Source organism: Enterorhabdus sp. P55, assembly GCF_009911695.1.
Classification (GTDB): domain Bacteria; phylum Actinomycetota; class Coriobacteriia; order Coriobacteriales; family Eggerthellaceae; genus Enterorhabdus.
In genome coordinates, this window is the sequence record NZ_QWKK01000107.1 from 1 (window position 1) to 6,806 (window position 6,806).

Sequence of the window (6,806 nt, forward strand, 5' to 3'; positions counted from 1 at the left end):
GCATTAGGTTAAGTTCGAGAACGCATCGACATCTCACGGATGAAGTGGGCTGTTCAGCTGACTTCGCGAATCAACCCGGGTGCCTCATATGGCGGGAACCGCCCTGCTCGCCCTGACACGGTGCGGGGGGGGCGGGCTGCCCAGCGCGAGGGAGGGGCGCCCGGTCCGGCGCGGCACCACGCGGCTCGGGGGGGCGGGGCTGCTCGCCCCGTCCAACACGCCTCCCCCCCCCGAGGGGGAGGTCGATTGCCCAGCGCGGCACGGGAGCGGGTCGCTCGCCCGGCGCGGCGGGGGCTGCCTGTCGGCACGAGGGGGGGGGCGTGCCGGACGGGGCGAGGGCCCTCGTGTCCGATTCTGCACAGTTTTTTCGACTTTGCGACAGATTCATGCCTCGCGAGGCGCGAAATCCGGTCAATCGGGCCGAAGAGCCGCATGGCGGGCACCGGCGATCAGGCAAAACGCCGTCGTCGACGATACGCCGTGTCGCAAAGTCGAAAAAACTGTGCAGAATCGGGGCCCGCCCCCCCGTGAGCCCGCCCAGCGGAGAGCGGGCGGTCGGCGGCGGACCCCTCCCGCAGAATCAGGACCCGACCCCCCCCCGCGCGCCCGACCCCCCCAGCGGGGCCCGGCCCCTCCTCTATTCGGCGTCGCCGAACAGGCCGCAGGTAAACAGGAAGTCGAGCGACTTGGGCGAGCCGCCCACGTGCGCGCGGATGAGCCCCTGGGCCAGGCGCAGCACGGCGAAGGCCGACCCCGGATCGGCGGGCGCCTCCAGGATGGCGGCATAGGTAGACCCCATGAGGAAGCGCGCCCAGCCCACGGCTGCCGCGGGCACGGGCACCGACTCGGCCTGCCCGCGGCAGCCGGCGCACACCACCCCGCCCTCAGAGAACGAGAAGGGGACCTGCGGCGCTACCGCCGTGGCGTCCCCGCCGCAGACGACGCACTGCGAAAGCGAGGGGCGCAGGCCCACCAGGCCGAGGGTCTTGATCAGCAGGGCCGCCGCCACGCCGGGCGCCTGGGCTGGCGCGGCGGCGTCAAGGGCCGCGAGCCCCGCGGCCGTGGCTTCGAAGAGACGCGGCTGCTCGAGCCCGGGCTGGGACACCTTGCAGAGAAGCTCGGCCGCAGGAGCGGCGCAGCTAGCCAGCTCAACTGATGAGCGCAGGCGAACGTTGGGCCGAACGAGGCGTGCCTCCTTCACCACGTCGAGGCTGCGGCCCACCGAGCAGAGCAGGTCAGCCTCGGCATAGAGCTCCAAGCGCGAGGCGAAGGTGCTCGACGGCTTGCGCGCCCCCTTCGCCACGGCGCGGCGCTGCGTGCCGTCATCGGCCAGGAGCGTGACGATGAGGTCGGTCTCGGCCAGCTTGGTCTTGCGCAGGACGATCCCGCGCACGCTGTAAGTGGGCTGGGCCACGCGTCAGGCGCGCTTGATGGCAGGATCGGACGACTTCACGTTGCCCTCGGCATCCCAGGTGATGGTGCCGGTGAGCGTCTGCCAGCCCGTCGCCTCGTCACGCACGACAATGCCGAAGAGCGAGCCGTACTGGATGCCCGACACCGTGTAGCGCGTCGTGTCGTCCCCGACGTACTCGATGGTCAGCTTGGCAGGGTCTATCTCGTAGTTCTTCCCGTCGATGGAGAAGTTCTTCGATGACTGGAAGTACGTCTGCGCGTAAGCGAGGCACTCGGCCTTGCGCGACTTGGCCACGTTGAGCACCACCGTGGAGCCGGAGTCGAGCTGGGAGCCGGAGGCTGGCTCGGTGGAGACGGCAGCGCCCTCCGGCACATCCTCCGTGTAGAAGGTGCGCACCTCCACGTCGTAGCCCTCGGCCTCGAGCGCAGCCTCGGCGTCGGCGCGGGAGAGGCCCTCCACGTCCGGTACGGTGAACGGCACGGCCACCTGGACGGTCACGGGAGTCGCGGCCTTCACCTTGGTGCCGGCCTCGGGCGTGACGGAGATCACCGTACCCTCGGGGTCGTTGGACTTGACCTCCTCGTAGGTGACGCCGGTCAGCCCCTCCTCGGCGAACGCGGCCTCGGCGTCGGCGCGAGGCAGCCCCAGCACCGCGGGCACCACGCGGGCAACCGACACGTGGATGACCACCTCGGTGCCCTCCTCGGCACGACGGCCGGAATCGGGGTCGGTGAGCAGGACGATGCCCTCCACGTCATCGCTTCGCACCGGGAGCGCCCGCACGGTGAAGCCCTTGTCAGTCAGAACGTAGGTGGCATCCACCTGGCTCTTGCCCACCACGTCGGGAACGACCTTGCCGCCCCACAGCTGGAGGTACCAGGTGATGCCCGCAACCGCAAGCGCGGCGACGAGCAGGCACGCGACGACGATGAGCGGGGTCTTGCTGCGCGCAGGGCGCGGGCCGTCTGCGGCACCGCGGCGCTGCTCGCGGGCGATCTGGCGGTCGAGCTTTCTCTGGGCGCGAGCCTGGCGGCGCGCCTCCTTGGGATCCATCTCGGCGCTGAAGCGCTTGGCCGCGGCAGCCGGGCCGTCGCCCACGGCGGGGAGCTCCATCGTGTCGCCCGCGCGCGAGGCGTAGCTCGGCGGCACGTAGCTGGAATCCACCAGGCGCTCGAGGCCGGTGAGGTCGGCGGTGCGGGCCGCGCCCGCCGCGCCGGCAGCCACCACGCCGTCGGGGAACATCTCGTGAACCACCTCGGCCAGCGAATCGCGGCCGTCCTGCCCCTCGCGGGGGGCGTAGAGCGCCTCGTCGAAGGCGCCGTAGTCATCGCCGGACGCGGCAGGCGAAGCCGAGGCCGGGGTGCCGTCGAGCAGGGCGGTCTCAGCCGCCTCGGGCGCCGGGACTGGGGCGGCCGTCCCAGCGGGGACGTCCCCCTCAGGCGCGGAGCCGGCCACGGGCAGCTCCTCGACGAACTCGAACTCAAGGTCAGCCTCGTCGGTCGCGGCGCGAGCGGCGGCCGCCCCCTCGCCCTGCGGCGTCTCCGCCATGGGGCGGCGGCGCTCGCCATAGCGCGGCAAGTCCTCCGCGTCAGCGGCACGCCGGGCGTTGTCGGCAATGAGGCGCGCGAACACCTCGGCGTCGGCCGAGACCTCCGCCGGCTCCTCGCGCAGGGCGCGCACCTCGTCAAGCGACGCCCCGATCACCGAGGCGGGACTCTCCGGGGCAGTCGCGGCGACACGAGCACCCCCCGCTCCCGCCTTGTCCGCAGCGCCCTCGGAGCGCACGGCATCTGTCTCGGGCGCCTTGGCCCCATGGCCGGCGCGAAGCGGATAGCCGCACTCGATGCAGAACTTGGCGCTGTCTTTGTTAGTGCTCTGGCAGTTGGGGCATCTCATGGTCGCGAAGGCTCCTTGCTACGATTTGCCCGCCATTGTACCGAAAAGCACGCCGTCCCAGGTCGCACGCGCGTAACGGAACGCCTGATTGGCCGCGAATTCACCAGAATTCTACGCCAGGGAGGGCGCCTCGACGCCCACGCGCCCAAGGAGGCCCCGCCAGCCGGACAGCAACGAGGCCGGTTTTCTGCGAGAAATGCCGGCTTTGCCTGCTCGCGGATCCGAAAACAGGCAGATTCCCAGCCGCAAAAGACGTAACGCTCGCAGCGATCTGGGCAAACGCGTCACGCACCGGCGGCAAGGCGTCCGCGCGGACGAGTGCTCCATGCAAACTCGGCATTTCTCGCAGAAAACCGGCTTATCTTTCGCCCGAACTCCAGCGGGCGCGCCTAGGCCCCCTCGCCGTAGCCGAAGCGGCGGATCTGGCTCGCGTCGCGCCGCCAGTTCTTCTTCACCTTCACCGACAGGTCGAGGAACACCCGGCATCCGAGCAGCTGCTCCAGGTCCTCGCGCGCCTCTATGCCGATGCGCTTGATGGCCGCGCCGCGCTTGCCGATGATGATGCCCTTCTGGCTGTCGCGCTCCACGTAGATGACGGCGAAGATGCGGTAGAGATCCTTCTTGCGGTCGTACTCCATCTCGTTGAGGGCCACGCCGATGGCATGGGGCACCTCGTCGCGGAAGGTACGCAGGATCTTCTCGCGGATGAACTCGGCCACCACCACCTCGATGGGCTGGTCGGTCTCCATGTCGGGCGGGAACCACGCGGGGCCCTCGGGCAAAAGGTAGACGACCTCCTCGACGAAGGCCTCCACGTTGTAGCCCGTCTCGGCGGAGAGCGCCACCATGGCGTCCCAGTCGGCCAGGCCCTCGGCGGCCTCGCGCTGGGCGGCGATCTGCTCGGGCGTGGCGAGGTCAGTCTTCGACAGCACGCAGATCTTGTGCGAGCGCGAGCCGCGCAGCTGGGCGGCCACCCACTCGTCGCCGCGGCCGATGGGCTTGGACGCGTCGATGAGCATGGCCACCACGTCCACGTCCTCGAGCGCCTTGAGGGCGCTCGTGTTGAGCTCCTCGCCCAGGGCGTCGTGGGGCTTGTGGAGGCCGGGCGTATCCACGATGATCATCTGGAAGTCGTCGCGGGTAAGCACGGCGCGGAAGCGGTGGCGCGTGGTCTGAGCCGTGTTCGACGTGATGGCGATCTTCTTGCCCATGATGGCGTTGAGCAGGGTGGACTTTCCCGCGTTGGGGCGCCCTACCAGGGTGACGAAGCCGGACTTGAAGCCGTCGGCGCCGAGCAGGTTGTCGTTCATCGTCTCTCTCCTCCCCGGCGCGGGCGCCGGACGTATGGCGGCTAGGCGCCCAGCAGGGCGAGTATGCGGGCGCCGAACACGACGGCGCCGACGGCCACCGACCCGAGGGCCATCAGGTACACGGCACCGGCGGCGCAGTCCTTGGCCACGCGGGCTAGCTCGGCGTAGTCGTCGGTGACCAGGTCGACCACGGCCTCGATGGCGGTGTTGGCGCACTCGGCCGCCATGACCCCGGCGATGCACAGGATGACGGCAGCCCAGGAAGGCGCGTCCAGGCCCAGCACGAGGCCCCCCACGACGGCGACCACGGCCACGCCGGCATGGATGCGCATGTTGCGCTGGGTGGCGAAGGCGTGCCGAATGCCGCAGCCTGCGCACGAGAACGCCTGGCCCAGGGTGAACCGGTCGTGGGCGCGCTTGGCGCCCTCATTGCGAACGAGGCGCGGCTGGTCCTGGCCCATGGCGCGGCCCTCCCCTTCCGCGGACGCTACGCGCCGCGCTCGGCCCAGGCGCGCAGGAGCTCCGCCTCGCGGGCCTCCATGACCTCGGCCTCCTCGTCCACCACGTGATCGTAGCCGCACAGGTGCAAAAGGCCGTGGACGAGCAGCAGGCTGATCTCCTCCTCGAAGGTGGTGGCGAACTCAGCGGTCTGGCGCTCCGCCACGTCCGGGGCGATGATGACGTCGCCCAGCTCGAAGACGCCGTCCTCGGGCGCGTCGGGCCCATCGCCGCAACCGTCGCACTCGAAGGAGAGCACGTCGGTGGGGCCCTGCTTGCCGCGGTACTTCTCGTTCAGCTCGGCGATGACCGCGTCGTCGACGAAGCTGACGGACACCTCGGTGGCGTCGGGGCGCCTCTCGGACTCGAGCACGAAGCGGGTGAGCTCCTCGAGGGGCAGCGGGGCCAGGTCGTCCTCGCGGTAGCGGTAGCTGATCAGGATGTCCATCTTCCTCCTATGCCTTCCTGCCGGCGCGCTCGTAGGCGGCCACGATGGCGGCCACCAGCGAATGGCGCACGACGTCCTTGCCAGTGAAGTCGCAGAACGCGATGTCGGGGGTTCCCTCCAGGATGGGGCGCACGTGCGCCAGGCCCGAAATGCCGCGGGGCAGGTCGGTCTGGGACACGTCGCCGGTGACCACGATCTTCGAGCCGAAGCCGAGCCGGGTCAAAAACATCTTCATCTGCTCGGGCGTGGAGTTCTGCGCCTCGTCTAAGATGATGAAGCTGTCATTCAAGGTACGCCCGCGCATGAAGGCGAGCGGGGCTATCTCGATGGTGCCGTTCTCGATGAGCTGGTTGGCTCGCTCGGCGTCGGTCATGTCGTAGAGCGCATCGTAGAGCGGGCGGATGTAGGGATCCACCTTCTCGGTGAGGGTCCCGGGGAGGAACCCCAGGCTCTCGCCGGCCTCCACGATGGGGCGCGTGAGAATGACGCGGCCCACCTCCTTGCGCTTGAGCGCGGCCACCGCCATGGCCATGGCCAGGTAGGTCTTGCCCGTGCCGGCCGGCCCCATGCCGAAGGTGATGGTGTGCTCGCGGATGGCGTCGACGTAGCGCTTCTGACCTGCGGTCTTGGGGCGGATGGCCCGGCCGCGGTAGGTGAGCAGGATGTCCTCGCGCAAAACGCTCGGGGCGAACTCGGCGGTGCGCATGAGGTCGATGGCCCGGCGGACGTAGTCGGCCGTGGGCTCCTCGCCGCCCTCTGCCAGCTTGATGAGGTCGGAGAACAGCGCCGTGAGCGACTGCACCTCGATGGCGTCGCCCTCTAGCACGATGGTGTCGCCGCGCACGGTGATGCGGGCGGCGAAGGCGTCCTGGATGAGGTGAAGCAGCTCATCGGCCTGGCCCACCACCGCGGCCATGGGCACGCTGGCGGGCGCCGTGAGCGTTATCTGGGTCTGGTCTACCATGACCTCGATTGTAGCAGATGCGCCCCACCCCCGAAGGCACGGGTTGGTTACGGGGGCCGGCGCGGCATGGTCGAGAAGGAATGCCAGGCGTGGCTACAGGGCCACCTCGACGAGGACGCCGGAGGCGTGGGCGGGGTCGACGGCGATCTCGTGGTAGCTCTCGGTGGTGGCCCTGCCCGGGGACTCGACCACCGCCAGCTCGACGGCGCCGGCGCGGCGGGCGCGGTCGGCGGCGCGCAGCTCGGCGGCGAGCATGCGCAGCTCGGCGGCGCGGCG

6 protein-coding genes and 1 pseudogene are annotated in these 6,806 nt (G+C 70.2%); all 7 read right to left on the reverse strand.

All coding sequences use genetic code 11. From position 1 onward, the window contains the following. Nucleotides 1-637: 637 nt before the first annotated feature. Nucleotides 638-1,414: a DNA repair protein RecO gene (recO, locus tag D1643_RS09085; protein ID WP_160710315.1), complete on the reverse strand. Its 777-nt coding sequence runs from the start codon at nt 1,412-1,414 to the stop codon at nt 638-640. A gap of 3 nt (nt 1,415-1,417) precedes the next feature. Then, nucleotides 1,418-3,310 carry a PASTA domain-containing protein gene (locus D1643_RS09090; protein WP_160710316.1) on the reverse strand — a complete coding sequence of 631 codons (1,893 nt, stop codon included), beginning with the start codon at nt 3,308-3,310 and terminating at the stop codon, nt 1,418-1,420. A gap of 389 nt (nt 3,311-3,699) precedes the next feature. Further along, entirely contained in the window at nt 3,700-4,620 is a 921-nt protein-coding gene (era, locus tag D1643_RS09095) for a GTPase Era (RefSeq protein WP_160710317.1), read from the reverse strand. A gap of 41 nt (nt 4,621-4,661) precedes the next feature. Then, entirely contained in the window at nt 4,662-5,081 is a 420-nt protein-coding gene (locus D1643_RS09100) for a diacylglycerol kinase family protein (protein WP_160710318.1), read from the reverse strand. 26 nt (nt 5,082-5,107) lie between these two features. After that, on the reverse strand, nt 5,108-5,566 hold the full coding sequence (ybeY, locus tag D1643_RS09105; RefSeq protein WP_160710319.1) for an rRNA maturation RNase YbeY: 459 nt from the start codon (nt 5,564-5,566) through the stop codon (nt 5,108-5,110). A 7-nt stretch (nt 5,567-5,573) separates the two neighbouring features. Further along, entirely contained in the window at nt 5,574-6,530 is a 957-nt protein-coding gene (locus tag D1643_RS09110) for a PhoH family protein (RefSeq protein ID WP_160710320.1), read from the reverse strand. A 93-nt stretch (nt 6,531-6,623) separates the two neighbouring features. Next, nucleotides 6,624-6,806: pseudogene (locus tag D1643_RS09115) on the reverse strand (2-methylthioadenine synthetase); the annotation flags it as partial.

What these genes read in the sequence shown, in the direction of transcription:
- D1643_RS09110 (WP_160710320.1), bottom strand. Translation starts at nt 6,530, where the DNA reads ATGGTAGACCAGACCCAGATAACGCTCACGGCGCCCGCCAGCGTGCCC.
- era (WP_160710317.1), bottom strand. Translation starts at nt 4,620, where the DNA reads ATGAACGACAACCTGCTCGGCGCCGACGGCTTCAAGTCCGGCTTCGTC.
- D1643_RS09090 (WP_160710316.1), bottom strand. Translation starts at nt 3,310, where the DNA reads ATGAGATGCCCCAACTGCCAGAGCACTAACAAAGACAGCGCCAAGTTC.
- ybeY (WP_160710319.1), bottom strand. Translation starts at nt 5,566, where the DNA reads ATGGACATCCTGATCAGCTACCGCTACCGCGAGGACGACCTGGCCCCG.
- D1643_RS09100 (WP_160710318.1), bottom strand. Translation starts at nt 5,081, where the DNA reads ATGGGCCAGGACCAGCCGCGCCTCGTTCGCAATGAGGGCGCCAAGCGC.